Genomic DNA, 14,497 nt, shown 5'->3' on the forward strand with positions numbered 1-14,497 from the left:
CTCATGCTTGTAGCCACGAAAACAGTTCATCGACACTATGCACAATTTTTTCCGGCTGACTGGCAGCAAGGCGCTCAGGCGTGTGGACACCGTAGCTAACGCCAACGCGTGGCATGCCTAGCGCCCGAGCCATTTCCAGGTCGTATTCGGTATCGCCGACCATGATCGCCCGATCAACGGGGACCGATAATTCGTCGAGCAACTCTTGTAGCATTTGCGGATGAGGCTTGGAGCGCGTTTCATCAGCGGTGCGGCTGGCGTGAAACCACTCGAGACTCCCCGTCTCGCTAAAAATCCGGTCGAGCCCCCGGCGGCTTTTACCCGTCGCAACCGCCAACCGCTGCGCTGTGTTTGTACGCAAGCGAGCTATGTGGTCCTCAACACCGCCAAAAAAACGCATCGGCGTAGTATCGACATGGACAAAATGGTGTGAGTAACGTTCGCGTAAGCGCTCTGCTTGGTCAGGCATGATGCCGGGGCAAAGCGTGTCGATAGCTTCGGGCAACCCCAAGCCGATGATATTTTCTATATCCGCCTGCAGAAGCTCCCCCACCCCTGCTTCAATACCCGCCGCCTGCATACACGACACAATACGCGGTACCGAATCCATTAAGGTGCCGTCCCAATCAAAAATAATCAGCTCATAACGCATGAGAAGTCCTTAGCGGCGCAGGCGATTAAGCACGTCTTCCAGCGCTTCGGGTAACGGCGCTTTGACCGTCACCAGACGTCCGTTGGAAGGTTCAGGAAAAGTCAGGGAGCGGGCATGCAAAAACAGCCTACCAACTCCCAACTGCTTGGTGAGCAAGCCGCTTTCGCGATTGGCATACTTGTCATCACCGAGCAGCGCATGGCCTGCATGCGCTGCATGAACGCGAATCTGATGCGTCCGCCCGGTCACCGGTTCAGCTTCGACCAACGTGGCTTTTTCAAATGTTTCCACCACAGAAAAATGCGTGCGCGATACCTTGCCGTTGGGATCTACTCTCACCCTTCGTTCGCCATTGCCAGCATCATAGCGATCCAAACGAGCGCTTTCGTAGGTTTTGCGTGCTGGCCACCGCCCTGCTACCAGCGCCAAGTAGCGCTTATCCATACCGTGCTTTTTAAGTGCTTCGTTCAGGGTAACCAGCGCATCGCGGGATTTGGCCAATAGCAGGCAGCCAGACGTGTCACGATCCAACCGGTGTACCAGCTCTAAAAACGTCAGGTCGTCGCGCACCTGCCGCAGCGCCTCGATCAGGCCGATCTTGACCCCACTACCACCATGCACCGCGAGACCCGACGGTTTATTGAGCACCAGCCAATCGGGGCCTTCCATAATGACACTGCCTAACAGTAGGTCGCGCAGGTTGTCGCTTACCTCTTTGACAGCATCACGAGGCGCCAAGCGAAGTGGCGGTATACGTAATAGGTCCCCGGCTTGAAGACGATAGTCGACTTTGATGCGTTTTTTATTGACCCGCACTTCCCCTTTACGCACGATCCGGTAAATCAAGGCACGCGGTGCTCCCTTCAAGCGTGTCATCAAAAAATTATCGATGCGTTGGCCTGATTGTTCTTGGGCAATTTCCACCCACTGTACTTCACGCCCTTCGGCCATTGCCGCGCACTCCTGCTGATAGGCTAAAAACGGCATTCTACCGTAGACCTAACTCCAATGCGTCAATTGCTGGTCGTTCGCTTTACTGTTATATTCCAAAACGCTTACCGGCTGATGCGGATCAATGATGCCATTGCGTTGTCATTAGGTAATTGAAGGTATCAACCATCATTGGCCAGCGCCTGCCCGACTAACACGCAGGCCGAAGCAAGAGGCGTGGTTCAGTGTACGCATTAACCCACCCTCGACGTAATAAAATGCAGTAACTCTGCCGCCCGTGTTCAAGACGGCAGACAAGATTGAGCCCAACCCTCATCGGTGGGCAATCGCTAAAAACGCCACGTCCTAAGTAGCCACGCTGAAACGTCACAACGCGCTGCCTGCTTAAGACGATAAAGTTCAACGCCGTGCCGATGGTCGGTGTTGGTGAATCTATGAATGCCAGGTGTTGGCGGTGTCAGCAGGGCCGGATGGACGTGACAGCCACCGAAACATGTCCTGCCTCCGCCACGTACTCAACGCCCAATTGGCCAGGTCGGCGATCACGCCTGCCTGGTAAAATGCGTCAGCATCGCTATGCGCCGAGCACAAGCACGCAGCACCCAGAGGTTCGCCACATCACCCCCGAGGTGGTTCGTCGGCACGCTTCGCTATGCGAGACACTATGAAAAGAATGCTGATCAATGCGACCCAGCCTGAAGAGCTGCGCGTCGCTCTGGTTGATGGACAACGGTTGTATGACCTAGATATCGAGTCCGGCGCACGGGAACAGAAAAAAGCCAATATTTACCGTGGTAAAATTACCCGCGTTGAACCCTCACTAGAGGCTGCCTTTGTTGACTTCGGCGCCGAACGTCATGGTTTTCTGCCGTTAAAAGAAATCTCACGGGAATATTTTGTAAAAGATGTTTCCGGCCGTCCGAGCATTAAAGAAGTGCTCAAGGAAGGCCAGGAAGTTATCGTTCAGGTCGATAAAGAAGAGCGCGGCAATAAAGGCGCTGCGTTAACCACCTTTATTAGCCTTGCGGGCCGCTTCCTGGTGCTGATGCCTAATAACCCTCGCGCTGGCGGTATTTCGCGCCGCATCGAGGGTGACGAGCGTAGCCAGTTGAAAGACGCCATGGGCCAGCTTACCGTGCCGGACAAAATGGGGCTGATCGTGCGTACTGCTGGTATCGGGCGAAGCCCTGAAGAACTCCAGTGGGACCTGGACTATCTCGTGCAGGTGTGGGAGTCGATCACGACCGAAGCCGGCAAACGCTCCGCCCCGTTCCTCATTTACCGCGAATCCAACGTGATCATCCGCGCGATGCGTGACTATCTGCGCCAGGACATCGGCGAAGTCCTCATCGACAGTCCGGAGATACATGCTGAAGCGCTGGCGTTTATCCGCCAGGTGATGCCCTCCTATCAGCAAAAGATCAAGCTTTACGCCGATGAGGTGCCGCTGTTCTCGCGCTTCCAGATCGAATCGCAGATCGAAACGGCCTACCAGCGCGAAGTCAAACTGCCGTCGGGCGGCTCAATTGTTATTGACCATACCGAAGCCCTGGTGTCGATCGATATTAACTCGGCTCGGGCGACACGCGGCAGCGATATTGAAGAAACCGCGCTGCAAACCAACTCCGAAGCCGCCGATGAAATCGCGCGCCAGCTGCGTCTGCGCGACATTGGTGGCCTGGTGGTCATCGACTTTATCGATATGGGGCCCGCACGCAATCAGCGCGAAGTTGAAAATCGCATGCGCGATGCCCTGAAGCTTGACCGTGCTCGGGTACAAATCGGGCGTATCTCGCGCTTTGGCCTGATGGAAATGTCTCGCCAGCGCTTACGCCCCTCGCTGGGCGAAACCAGCGGCGTGGTCTGCCCGCGCTGTAACGGCCAGGGCACCATCCGCGATGTACGCTCGCTCTCGCTATCCATCATGCGCCTGATCGAAGAAGAGGCCATGAAAGAGCGCAGCGCTCAAATTCGGGCCATCTTGCCGGTGCCTGTGGCGACGTACCTGCTTAACGAAAAACGTAGCGTGCTGGCCGATATTGAATCTCGCCAGGGCGTTCGCGTCGTGCTGTTGCCTAATCCGGAAATGGATACGCCTCACTACGATGTTCAGCGTCTGCGTGATGATCACATGGACGAAGACGACAGCCAAACGCTGTCTAGCTTTGAGCTGTCCACCGATAGCGATGTTGGCAAAGAACCCGCTCCCAGCTTTGTACCGCCTGCTCTGCGTGCCGAAGCCGCGGTTAAAAGCGTGACTCACAACGCACCCGCTCCTGCATCGTTGCAACACGAACCAACCCCGCAAAGCACTGCGCCTGCCAAAAGCGCTGACGAGGCCAGTATGCTGGGTCGTTTCATGCGTGGATTTGCCAAATTGCTAGGCAGCGATGAGCAGCGCCCGGCTGCAACCGAGCAGGCTCAGACACCGGTAGAGCAACCTGCGCCGCGTAAAACGGCTGATCGCTCATCCTCCGCTCGCAAGGAAGCACAGCCAAGTCGCGAGCGTAACGAGAGTGCTACGGCCAAAAATGAGGCGCAGAGCCCATCACGCGGTGCTAACAACGAAACGGGCGACAAGCGTAACGGCCCCAGCCGGACGCGCAATCGTCGTCGCCATCCCCAACAGGACGATGGCACTAGCACCCAGGGCAACAGCAACAAGCCTAACCGTCAAAAAGATACCGCTTCAGCGAGTTCCGCCAAGGACGCCGACAGCGAGACGACAGACAAAAGCGCGCCCACCAAAGCGCGCCGCGAGTCGAATCGAGACGCACCTCGCAGCACCAACGCCGTTCAAGAGCAAGATAGCGCCAACGCTGATGCATCATCAGCTCAGCAGGATGACGGCAAGCCCAAGCGCACGCGCAATAATCCGCGCCAGCGCTCGCGCAAGCAGGCCATTAATCCGAATGCCGAAGCCGAGCAGATGAAGCTTCAGGCACAAGCGGCCAACACGCCTGGCGAAGCAGAATCCAAGCCCAGCGAAACCCGTGAGGATAATGCAGCAGTTAGTCAACCGACGATGCCAGAGCCAACAACGTCCGCACCCGCTGATGCTGCCGAGGAAAGCCGCACTGAACCTGCAGCCGAGCAACTCGCTGACACTCGGGACGATACGGACAGCGAAGCGTCGGCGACCACTGCAGAACGCCCCGCCGCCTCTGCGGTAAAAGCGCGCAAATCGACGCACCAGCGTCGTCAGCCCAAGGAGTCGTCGCGTCAGGCAACTGACAAAACGTCGTCGACTGAAAACCAAGCCAACCAGACGGCACAGGCTCCTACTGCTGATTCAGCGCCTGAAGAACCCAAGGCAGAAGCGCGCACCTCAGAAGAGCCCAAGGCAGATGAAGCTACATCCCATGAGCCCGAGGTAGAAGCGCCCATGACGCAAACCACCGATGCCCCTCGCGCCGCCACCCAGGCGCCGATGACGGACGACGATGCGTCACCGCATGAGGAGACCGCCGCCGATAAAACCCAGGATAATAATGCGCCTGTAACGGCGACACCTGAAGCGGCAGACGAAGTAGCAGCATCTGAAGACGCTGGCGAAGCGGCCGTGGATACCGACAAGTCCGCCCCCCCCAGTGGCACTTTAGAAGCCTCGTCAACGCCGGCTCCAAGCGACACGTCAGCTGATGCTGATACGTCTCAAGCCAGCGACAAAAACGACGTGGTGGATGAAGCGCTGCCAGCGGATCACGAACGTGTCGCTGACGAGACTAAAACGCCAACTACTGACGACGCCACTGCACAAACGCCCGATCAGCTCGAAGCGACGCCTGCCGATGCGCAAGAACCGGCTACAAACAGCGAAGCCGTGGCCGACGAGGCCGTCAAACCACGTCGTCGTCGCAGTCGTGCGCACAATGATCCACGCGTTCGGCGCAAGCAACAGACGCAGGACGCTAGCACCGACTAATCGCTACGTGCACTGAAACCTAAACGCCCCGCTTATGCGGGGCGTTTTCTTTTGCTCAGGTTGAGATTAGGCCGCTATCAAGCGGGGCTCTGAGGTTAACGTCACTCCAAACTGTTTAGCCACTTGTGCCGCAACGCTATTGGCTAACGCAAGCAAACCCTGGCGATCTCCGCCCCCGAAATGGACGAGCACTAGCGCTTGACGCTCATGAACCGCGAAAGCCCCCTTGCGAAATCCTTTCAAGCCACACTGGTCAATCAACCAACCCGCTGCCAACTTTGTTTGCCCATTACCCTGGGGAAAACAGGGCATATCGGGATAGCGTTGGCGTAGTTGCTCGGCGAACTGATCGGTCACGAACGGGTTTTTGAAAAAACTGCCCGCATTGGCCAGTTCTTTAGGGTCCGGCAACTTCTCACCACGAATAGCACATACGGCGTTTGCCACCGCCAGCGGCGTGGGCGATTCAGGGACGCGCATCGCCAAATCCCCATAGCCGAGCGTCGGCCTGGGCAAACGCGAAAGTTTCAGTACCACTCGAGTAATAATTACGCTTTCCGCGAGTGCACCTTTGAAGATGCTGTCGCGGTAGCCAAACTGGCAAGCATCACAGCTTAACCAGCGCACCTTGCCGGTTGCCCGCTCCACTACTTGCACAGCCGCTAACACATCCGCAAGCTCAACACCGTAGGCGCCTATATTTTGCACTGGAGCCGCACCGCTATCGCCTGGGATCAAGGCAAGGTTTTCGGTGCCCCATAAACCCGACGCCGCCAGCGCCATGACCAGACGGTGCCAATTAACCCCTGCGCCCACATGGGCAAGTAGTTGGCCTCCCTGCGCTTGTACCCACCATTGATTAAGCGATGGCCTGATCACGATGCCACTAAGCCTTGCGGGTAACAGCACATTACTGCCTCCACCCAGCACAGTAATCGACCAGCCTTCATGGCGGGCCACAGCAAGCACCCGCTGCAACTCAGCAAGCGTGCCAGGCGCGGCGTAACGCTCAGCCCTACACGGCAGGCGCAGCGTATTGGCACCACTGAGGTCTACTTCTTGCTGGACGCCCGGTACATTCATCTCAGCGGCCACGCTGGATATGCTCGACCAGCCCTTTAGCAGCGGCTTCCAGCAGGTTTAGCACGTGCTCAAAACCTTCATCGCCGCCGTAGTAGGGGTCCGGCACTTCGTTCTCCGCCATGTCGGCAAAGTCCAGAAACAGCCCGACATGCGCGTTGGCGTGGTCGGGCTTCATGGCTTGCATGGCACGCAGGTTATCGCTATCCATACCCAGTACATAGTCGAAATCCATAAAATCCTGGGGCTTGAGCTGGCGAGCTCTTGAGCCACTGATATCGATACCCCGTTGTTTAGCCGCCGCCTGAGCGCGCAGATCGGGGCTACTGCCCACATGCCAATGCCCCACACCACAGGAGTCGACGCCCACCCGATCCTGCCATCCGGCATGTGCCAATTCACGGCGAAAGATCCCTTCAGCGGTAGGCGACCGGCAGATATTACCCAAGCAAACAAACAGCACTTTCACAGTTCACTCCTTCTGCGACGTTGGCGTTAATAACGCACGCACGCGGGCTAAGTCTTCAGCCGTATCGACCCCTGCCGGGTTTACGTCACAGGCCAAAGCAACCTGAATCGCATGGCCATGTTGGAGAGCGCGCAACTGCTCAAGCTGCTCAAGCTGTTCCAAACTGGAGGCGGGCCATTCGCAGTAGGCGTGGAGAAAGCTGACCCGGTAGGCATAAAGGCCGATATGACGTAGCCACGCATCGGTGTGGAGCACCGTTGGCGGCGCAGAAAATTGCTCACGGTCCCAGGGGATGGGCGCCCTTGAAAAATACAGCGCCCGCCCCTGAAACGAACGAACGACTTTTACGACATTAGGATTAAACAGGGAGTCGATATCGGTAATTGGTTCTGCCAGCGTCGCAATGGACGCCTCACCATCGTCTGCCAAGCGCTCGGCAACCTGATTGATCAGCGCCGGGGGGATTAATGGCTCATCGCCCTGAACATTGACTACCAACGCCGACTCATCCAGCGCCAACTGATCAGCTACTTCAGCCAGCCGGTCGGTCCCAGAAGCATGATCCGGACGCGTCATGACGACTTCGGCGCCGTAAGGCTGCATGGCCGCTTGAATGCGCGCATCGTCGGTAGCCACGACCACACGGCTGGCCCGACTTTGACAGGCACGCCGCCATACATGAGCGATCATCGGTTCGCCTGCAATGTCCAGCAACGGCTTGCCGGGCAATCGACTTGACCCATAGCGAGCGGGGATCACCACGGTAAACGCCAAGGTCATTCATCCCTCTCCTGTGCGACCCGGTGATGGGGGAAGCTTTTCGTCAACGTCCAGCGGGCGGGCAGCTTCGGGCAACATGACCGGGATTCCCTCGTCAATCGAATAGGCCAGACCATCGTAAACACAATGCAACTCCTGGGCCTCACGGTCATACTTCAGTTTGCCTTGACACAGCGGGCAGACCAACATTGCCAGCAGTTCCTTATCCATGAGAGTTTCTCCTGCCTCAGGTAAGTGCTGACAGTTTGTCTGCCAGCCAGTGCTCAAAATCAGGTGGAAGCGATGCTTCCACGTCGAGAACCCAACTATCAGGTGGGGCAAACGCCTGACATTTCACGGCATCCTTGGCGGTCATCACTAGCGGGCGCCCTCTCCACTGGTTCAATAAGACCTCCGTCAACGGCTGGTGATCCGCCAGAGGGTGCCATTCACCTTCCACCCCCAGCGACGCCAACACAGCAAAAAACCGCTGGGGGTTGCCAATGGCCGCCAGACCGTTAACCGGCCCCGTAAACGGCAGCGGCATCAGTGGAAACCGCTGGCCATCATGTATACGCCGCCAAGCACATGGCGTAAGGCGCATGGTGACGGTCTCCACCGGCAGTTCACACGCTGTGTCGCCATTAACGATCACGGCATCGGCACGCTTCAATCGGCTAGACGGTTCGCGTAAAGGGCCTGCCGGTAAGCAGCAACCATTGCCTAACCCACGCGCGCCATCAATGACCACCAACTCAATATCGCGTGCCAGGGCAAGATGCTGCAATCCATCATCGCTGATAATCACGTCACAGCCAGCTTCAACCAGCGCGGCCGCTGCCCGGCCACGCTGCGGGTCAACCATGACCGGAAGCCCTGTTTGCTGGGCGAGCATCAGCGGCTCATCGCCACTTTCAGTCACGGGGGTGGCCGTCGTTACCCGCAGGGGATAGCGCTTGGCACTGCCGCCATAGCCGCGTGACACGATTCCCGGCGACCATCCCTGTGCCACTAGCCGACGCCCAAGCCATGCCACCAACGGCGACTTGCCGGTGCCGCCCAAGGTGATATTACCCACAATGATCACCGGAACGGACACACGCCAGACGGTTCGCTTGCCGCGTTCGTACTGATTTGCTCGACGCTGCATCAGCCATTGATAAAGCCGACCTAGCGGCCGCAACGGCCACAGCCAACGGCTACCCTGATAGGCACCAGCAAGCCAACGCTCAGCAAGCTTCACTGCGGCTCCTGAAACTGCAACTGATGCAGCGCGGCGTAAGCACCGCCTGCCGACAGCAGCGCTTGATGGCTGCCCTGTTCGATGATACGCCCCTGGTCCATCACAATGATTCGGTCGGCGCGTTCAATGGTGGATAACCGATGGGCAATCACCAGGGTCGTGCGCCCTTGGCAAACATCTTCGAGCGCCTTTTGGATATAACGCTCTGACTCGGTATCCAGGGCGGACGTTGCCTCGTCCAGGATTAACAAAGGGGCATCCTTGAAGATTGCCCGCGCAATAGCCAATCGCTGGCGCTGGCCGCCTGACAGCATCACGCCGTTTTCCCCCACCACTGTGGCGTAACCTTTGGGTAGCTGATCAATAAACTCATCGGCATAGGCCGCCTCAGCCGCCGCTTTTACGGCGGAAGGGTCGGGGTTATCCACGCCATACGCAATGTTGTCGGCAATCGTGGCGTTGAACAGCGTGACCTGCTGGGACACCAACGCCATTTGCTGACGCAGGGGACGCAATGCGTACTCTTCAAGCGGCACGTCATCGACGCTAATGCGTCCTTCACTGGGATGGTAAAAACGCGGCAGCAAACTCACCAGAGTCGATTTTCCACTGCCAGAACGCCCCACGATGGCTACCATTTCACCAGGCGCCACTTGCAGGTTGATATCACGCAGGACGAAGGGTTGGTCATCGGCATAACGGAAACTGAGGTTTTCAAGCTTGACGTCGCCCGCCAGCCGTTCGACACGGTACGTGCCGTTATCACTCTCAGGGGCGACATCCAGCAGTCCGAACAGTTCCGACGCCGCGGCGATGCCCTTTTGGATCTCGCTGTTAATTTCCGTCAACTGGCGCACCGGCTTGATCATTAGCGCAGCGGCGGTAATAAACGCGACAAACTCACCCGGTGTCATGCTCGCCATCAACGCCGGGGCCATGGCCAGCCAGACGAGAATGGCCATCGAGATTGCCACCAGAATCAAAATCACCGGCGAACTGATGGCGCGGGTCATAGCTTCTTTCATGCTTTGGCGACGGTTCTCTTCGCTGACGCGTTCGAAGCGCTGTTTTTCATACATCTCAGCGCCGTGGGTGCGTACCACCCGGTGACCCGATAGCGCCTCAGACGCTACGTGGGTCACATCACCCATCGAGTGCTGAATACGTTTGGAAAGCCGCCGGAAACGCTTGCTGGCATAGCTGACCACGCCCGCGATAATCGGGGTGACCCCCAGGAATAGCAGCGTCAGCAGCCAGTTGGTCCAGAACAAGTAGCCCAGCAGACCAATCACGAAGAGTCCCTCGCGCAACAGAATCGTGAAGGCCTTGGTCGCCGCCCCGGCGACCTGCTCCACGTGATAGGTGACCCGCGACACCAGGTGACCACTGGAATGATGGTCAAAAAACATGCCGGGCAAATGGAGCATATGGGCAAAGACGTCACACCGCAGGGTGTGGATCACATAACGCCCCACATAGGCCATGAAATAGGTGCTCAGAAAGGTGCCGATACCCCGCGCGGTAAACATAATAATGACGAATAGCGGCAGAAACAGCCGGAATGAGGCGTCGGGATTTTGGATACCATCAATCAAGCGTTTCATCATTTCGGCCAGCGCCGTACTCGACGCGGCGTAAATGACAAACCCCACCAGCGCCAGGCTAAAGGCTCGCCAATGCGGTTTCACATAGCCTAATAAACGTTTATAGAGGACCCAGCCTGATTCAGTCACACGAGCTCCTAGCAATAGCGTGCAGTGGGGGAAATTCTACCTGATGGCGCACAGCATCAACACCGCTGTCGCGGATTAGCCGTTCGGCGATGGGTATTTATTTCAAGCGGAGCGTCGGGTGAGAGCTTAAGTTGTATCGCTCCGTCATGCGCCGTATTCCATAAACAACTTCCCTGCTCTCGAAAACGCCGCACAACGGCATCGTTAGGATGACCAAAAGGATTGTCTCGTCCGGCACTAAAAATAACATGCCAAGGGTCTGCCGCCCGCACGAATTGCAGCCCCGAACTTGAGGCACTGCCGTGGTGGCCGGCCACCAACGCTGTGATTGGCGGGTCCACATCGCCTATCAAACGCCTTTCGACTTGGCGACTTACATCCCCAGTGATCAACACACGCTGCTGCCCCACTTGAATGGATAGCACGCACGAACGGTCATTTGCCGAGGAATCGGCCTGATCAGCGTTAGGCCACAATACTTGATAGTGAACGCCATCGCGCTGCCACTGATCGCCTCGTTCACAGGATCGGGTCTCCACCGCGAGTGGCTCACTGTTCGGCGCACGCCACTCATCAACTTGATGCTGATCGAGCAGCGCCTGCACGCCGCCGGCATGGTCGGTATCCGCATGGCTAACCAATACCTGATCAAAATGCCTTCCGGGCGGCCATAGCGTTTCCAATGGCATAAACCCTGAGCGATAGCGCGGGCCAGTATCCACTAGCATACGATGATGAGCACTGCGCAGTTCGATCAACTGCCCTTGCCCCACATCGTATACGGTGATGGTTAACTCGCCATTCGAAGGACCTTGCGATACAGGCCAAAAAGGCACCAACATGACCATGATAAGCGAGCCGCGCTTCAACCACGTTGCTGTGCCGGGCAGTCCCCAACATAACGCCGTCAGAAAAAGCCCCAAGGCCCACGGCAAGTGCAAATATCGGGGAGGCTCCCACAGCGGCCAATGTACTACCGCGTGCTCCAGAGCATGGTAGAAGCCACCAAGCCCCTGCTCGAACAACCACCAAGCCGCCGTCGACGCATAAGGCAACGGCGTCAACAACCAACCCAAAAGCGCCAACGGCACCATCACAAGGCTCATAAAGGGCACGGCGACAAGATTAATCAGCGGGGCGGCAGGTGCCACGCGGCCAAACGCAATAAGTACCGCAGCCGCTATGAGTGGGGCTAGCAGTAACTGAGAACGCAGCAATGCCCAACACCATCCGCGCACTCCCTGTGGACGAGCCCGCCCCTGCCAGATGATGATCAGCCAGGCCACCGCTAGAAACGATAGCCACAACCCTGGCCGCCATAAGGCAATGGGATCAACCATTAACACCGCCGCAAGTGCTAACCACCAGCCTTGCCACGGCCCCGGTGCATGACGGCCACTCAACACCCATAACCCGACGACACTCATGATCATGGCGCGCATCGCGGGCGGCGCCATTCCCGCCAAGACCGCATAGCCTACCGCTGACATCCCGGATAGCCACCATGGCCAAGCACGCAAGCGCCAGTTGCCAGGCGTTATTAAACGCGCTGAGCGAGTTGCCAGTAACAACACAAATGACGCCACTAACCCCACGTGCAAGCCAGAGATGACGACCAAATGAGTGGTTCCACTGGCGTTAAGTAATTCCCAGTCCTCCTGGGTAAGCTGATCACCCAATCCAAGCGTAAGTGCCGCTAGCCAGCGCTGGGTTCGCGGTGCCAGCGGTTGCTCTTCTAGCATGGAATGCGCTTGATGCCGCAGCGAGAACGGGGCTGGGGCTAGCCGCTGCGGAGGCGGCTCTTGGCGCACATACCCGGTGGCATGAATACCTTCCCGCCAAAGCCAGTGGGCAAAATCGAAGGCGCCCGGGTTCATAAACCCATTGGGCGGCCGTAACCGCAAGGTCATCCGCCAGCGCTCGCCCGGCTGGGGTGTGGATGCCTCAAGATCATAAGCGCTGACCCGTACCCGTTTGAGACGTTGGCAGTCTGGTCGCTGAGCGGGAGCCACACAGTGGTCCACCTCCAGCAACAAGCGCAAACCTCCGGCAACCTGCTGGGAGTGCGCCACCCGCCCTTCTACTCTGACATCCTCACCAGTAAGCCCCTCCGGCAACTGGCGTGCCCATTGGGACTGGACAGCCACTACCCCCCAACAAACAATCGCTAACCACAGGCAGTAGCGAAAACGCACTGCTGCAAGCATTAGCAGCAAACTAGCTAATATGGTGGTCAAAAGCGTGGTGCTACCGCTTGGCCCAAGCCAGTTACCCAGCGCCCCACCTGTCATTACTGCCAACGCTGCTGGCATGGCAAGCCCAATGCGCATATTGCCCTCCCTGGCTCACGCTTACCCGCGTCTTGCCGTAGCCGAAAGCCTGCCCCTTGTGGATAATGGGCGGCATTCATAGGCAAGAGTGTCTGACATGCCTCGCCGTTTTTTGCAGCGTTACATGCCCAAGCCCGATACCATCAAGCGTCAGCGGTCGCTCCGTTTCATGGCCCCGCTAATCGCCGATCCGGGTTTATGGCAACTAACTCGTCGCAGCGTTGCCAATGCGTTTAGCGTTGGCCTGTTCTGCGCCATGCTGCCCATTCCTTGCCAAATGGTAGCGGCCGCGCTTGGCGCTCGCTTAACTCGTTGCAACCTAGCGCTGGCGGTCGGCCTCGTATGGATCACCAACCCACTAACAATGCCGCTGTTTTTTTACGGTAATTATTGGATTGGCACCTTCTTTCTGGACACACCGGTCCGCGAAGCGCCTTCACGCATCTCAACGCGCTGGCTAGCCGAGCAAATGCACGACCTTATGCCCGCGCTATTACTGGGGTCATTGGTGTCAGCGCTGGTACTGGCAGTGGTGGCCAACGTTGCGGTGCGCCTAATCTGGCGCTGGCACGTTTCTCACCACTGGAAACGCCGCCGCCAAAAACGTCGGCTGCGGCGCGCTAGCATCGAAGCCGAATTTGACGATTAAGGCTGCGCCACGAGTTTACCTGCATCCAACTTCATCACCCGATCTTGATGAGCAGCCAGGCTGATATCGTGGGTAACAATCACGAAGGCACAGGCGCTTTCCTGGGCAAGCTCATCCATCAACGCAAGGATAGTGGCCGCCGTGGTTTGGTCTAAATTACCCGTAGGCTCGTCCATCAAGACAAGGCTTGGGTCGGTGACCAACGCGCGGGCAATCGCCACCCGCTGACGTTCCCCCCCGGATAACTCGCCTGGTTTATGATCAGCCCTGTCTTGCATGCCCACTCGCGACAAAATCTGCATGGCGCGTTGCTCAGCGGTTTTCTTGGCTTGCCCACGAATGATCAACGGCAGTGCGGCATTTTCTACCGCCGTAAACTCCGCCAGCAGGTGGTGAAACTGGTAAACAAACCCGATATAGCGGTTGCGAAACCGCCCCAAAGCGGCCTCATTCAACCCCGATAGGGGCTGGTCGGCGATCACCACGCTACCTTCGCTGGGCCTGTCCAGGCCGCCTAACAGATTCAACAACGTGGTCTTGCCCGACCCCGAGCTACCCACAATGGCCACGCGTTCACCCGCATGCACTTGAAGGTCCAGCGTATCGAGCACGGTTAAATCCTGTGGCCCTTCGTTGTAGGTGCGGGTCAATCCTTGGCAATTGAGCATCACAGGGGCTTGAGTCGATGTCGTTTCAGACATGTTGG

Annotated in this window: 12 protein-coding genes; 2 read left to right on the plus strand and 10 right to left on the minus strand. The window is 57.7% G+C overall.

The genetic code is table 11. The features are described from left to right. Position 1: 1 nt before the first annotated feature. Entirely contained in the window at positions 2-652 is a 651-nt protein-coding gene (locus CPH17_RS04705) for an HAD family hydrolase (protein ID WP_074396696.1), read from the minus strand. A gap of 9 nt (positions 653-661) precedes the next feature. Further along, positions 662-1,603, minus strand: a complete 942-nt coding sequence (locus CPH17_RS04710; protein WP_074396697.1) for an RluA family pseudouridine synthase — start codon at positions 1,601-1,603, stop codon at positions 662-664. Between the two features lie 664 nt (positions 1,604-2,267). On the opposite strand from CPH17_RS04710, the gene rne reads away from it, so the two are divergent. Then, the gene (gene rne / locus CPH17_RS04715; RefSeq protein ID WP_074396698.1) at positions 2,268-5,528 is read left to right on the plus strand and encodes a ribonuclease E; all 3,261 of its coding nucleotides are present in this window, start codon (positions 2,268-2,270) and stop codon (positions 5,526-5,528) included. Between the two features lie 66 nt (positions 5,529-5,594). Here the strand turns inward: rne and murB are convergent, their stop codons facing one another. From murB to CPH17_RS04750, 7 genes are read right to left on the minus strand one after another with little or no spacing between them, the layout of a single operon-like run. Then, positions 5,595-6,611 (minus strand): UDP-N-acetylmuramate dehydrogenase, encoded by a 1,017-nt coding sequence (gene murB, locus CPH17_RS04720; RefSeq protein ID WP_074396699.1) that lies wholly within the window; start codon positions 6,609-6,611, stop codon positions 5,595-5,597. A gap of 1 nt (position 6,612) precedes the next feature. After that, positions 6,613-7,077, minus strand: coding sequence for a low molecular weight protein-tyrosine-phosphatase (locus tag CPH17_RS04725; protein WP_074396700.1), 465 nt, complete (start codon positions 7,075-7,077; stop codon positions 6,613-6,615). A gap of 3 nt (positions 7,078-7,080) precedes the next feature. Further along, positions 7,081-7,857, minus strand: coding sequence for a 3-deoxy-manno-octulosonate cytidylyltransferase (kdsB, locus tag CPH17_RS04730; protein WP_074396701.1), 777 nt, complete (start codon positions 7,855-7,857; stop codon positions 7,081-7,083). Continuing rightward, positions 7,858-8,067 carry a Trm112 family protein gene (locus CPH17_RS04735; RefSeq protein ID WP_074396702.1) on the minus strand — a complete coding sequence of 70 codons (210 nt, stop codon included), beginning with the start codon at positions 8,065-8,067 and terminating at the stop codon, positions 7,858-7,860. Between the two features lie 16 nt (positions 8,068-8,083). Then, positions 8,084-9,079: a tetraacyldisaccharide 4'-kinase gene (gene lpxK / locus CPH17_RS04740; protein ID WP_074396703.1), complete on the minus strand. Its 996-nt coding sequence runs from the start codon at positions 9,077-9,079 to the stop codon at positions 8,084-8,086. Continuing rightward, on the minus strand, positions 9,076-10,812 hold the full coding sequence (gene msbA / locus CPH17_RS04745; RefSeq protein WP_074396704.1) for a lipid A export permease/ATP-binding protein MsbA: 1,737 nt from the start codon (positions 10,810-10,812) through the stop codon (positions 9,076-9,078). Before msbA ends, lpxK begins: the two co-directional genes overlap by 4 nt. Positions 10,813-10,868: 56 nt before the next feature. After that, entirely contained in the window at positions 10,869-13,142 is a 2,274-nt protein-coding gene (locus CPH17_RS04750; protein ID WP_074396705.1) for a DNA internalization-related competence protein ComEC/Rec2, read from the minus strand. Between the two features lie 97 nt (positions 13,143-13,239). Between CPH17_RS04750 and CPH17_RS04755 the strand changes: the two genes are divergently transcribed. After that, the gene (locus CPH17_RS04755) at positions 13,240-13,791 is read left to right on the plus strand and encodes a DUF2062 domain-containing protein (RefSeq protein WP_074396706.1); all 552 of its coding nucleotides are present in this window, start codon (positions 13,240-13,242) and stop codon (positions 13,789-13,791) included. Here the strand turns inward: CPH17_RS04755 and CPH17_RS04760 are convergent. Next, positions 13,788-14,492: an ABC transporter ATP-binding protein gene (locus CPH17_RS04760; protein WP_074396707.1), complete on the minus strand. Its 705-nt coding sequence runs from the start codon at positions 14,490-14,492 to the stop codon at positions 13,788-13,790. The two genes, CPH17_RS04755 and CPH17_RS04760, sit on opposite strands and share 4 nt — an antisense overlap. Between the last annotated feature and the right edge of the window lie 5 nt (positions 14,493-14,497).

The organism is Halomonas sp. hl-4 (assembly GCF_900215475.1).
In the GTDB taxonomy this organism is placed as follows: Bacteria; Pseudomonadota; Gammaproteobacteria; order Pseudomonadales; family Halomonadaceae; genus Vreelandella.

Excerpts from the sequence above, each read along its gene's own strand:
- CPH17_RS04735 (WP_074396702.1), bottom strand. The coding sequence starts at position 8,067 with ATGGATAAGGAACTGCTGGCAATGTTGGTCTGCCCGCTGTGTCAAGGC.
- murB (WP_074396699.1), bottom strand. The coding sequence starts at position 6,611 with ATGAATGTACCGGGCGTCCAGCAAGAAGTAGACCTCAGTGGTGCCAAT.
- CPH17_RS04750 (WP_074396705.1), bottom strand. The coding sequence starts at position 13,142 with ATGCGCATTGGGCTTGCCATGCCAGCAGCGTTGGCAGTAATGACAGGT.
- kdsB (WP_074396701.1), bottom strand. The coding sequence starts at position 7,857 with ATGACCTTGGCGTTTACCGTGGTGATCCCCGCTCGCTATGGGTCAAGT.
- CPH17_RS04705 (WP_074396696.1), bottom strand. The coding sequence starts at position 652 with ATGCGTTATGAGCTGATTATTTTTGATTGGGACGGCACCTTAATGGAT.
- rne (WP_074396698.1), top strand. The coding sequence starts at position 2,268 with ATGAAAAGAATGCTGATCAATGCGACCCAGCCTGAAGAGCTGCGCGTC.
- CPH17_RS04755 (WP_074396706.1), top strand. The coding sequence starts at position 13,240 with ATGCCTCGCCGTTTTTTGCAGCGTTACATGCCCAAGCCCGATACCATC.
- CPH17_RS04760 (WP_074396707.1), bottom strand. The coding sequence starts at position 14,492 with ATGTCTGAAACGACATCGACTCAAGCCCCTGTGATGCTCAATTGCCAA.
- CPH17_RS04710 (WP_074396697.1), bottom strand. The coding sequence starts at position 1,603 with ATGGCCGAAGGGCGTGAAGTACAGTGGGTGGAAATTGCCCAAGAACAA.